A 205-nucleotide genomic window follows, 5' to 3' on the forward strand; every position below is an offset into this window, starting at 1 on the left:
CAGATGGTCTATTTCACGCTCCCGGTGGCTCAGCTTTTCCTGCAGGGCGTGGATCAGCGCCTCCTGTTCGGCCAGGCTCTGTTTCAGCAGAAGGATGTCGTCAGAAGAGGTATTGTTCATAAGCCCGTATTTTACCAGGCTTATTCTGCGATAACCAGGATAAAAAGGTTTACAGCATGGTCAGGGATGTCAGCAACCGCTTCGG

Annotated in this window: 1 protein-coding gene; it reads right to left on the reverse strand. The window is 51.7% G+C overall.

Annotated features, from left to right (window positions below):
• The coding region (locus tag Q1A40_RS23115) for a hypothetical protein (protein WP_300006125.1) at positions 1 to 120 on the reverse strand (120 nt) is incomplete at its 3' end.
• Positions 121 to 205: the final 85 nt, after the last annotated feature.

It is taken from the genome of uncultured Cedecea sp. (genome assembly GCF_947498825.1).
Taxonomy (GTDB): Bacteria; Pseudomonadota; Gammaproteobacteria; order Enterobacterales; family Enterobacteriaceae; genus JGM124.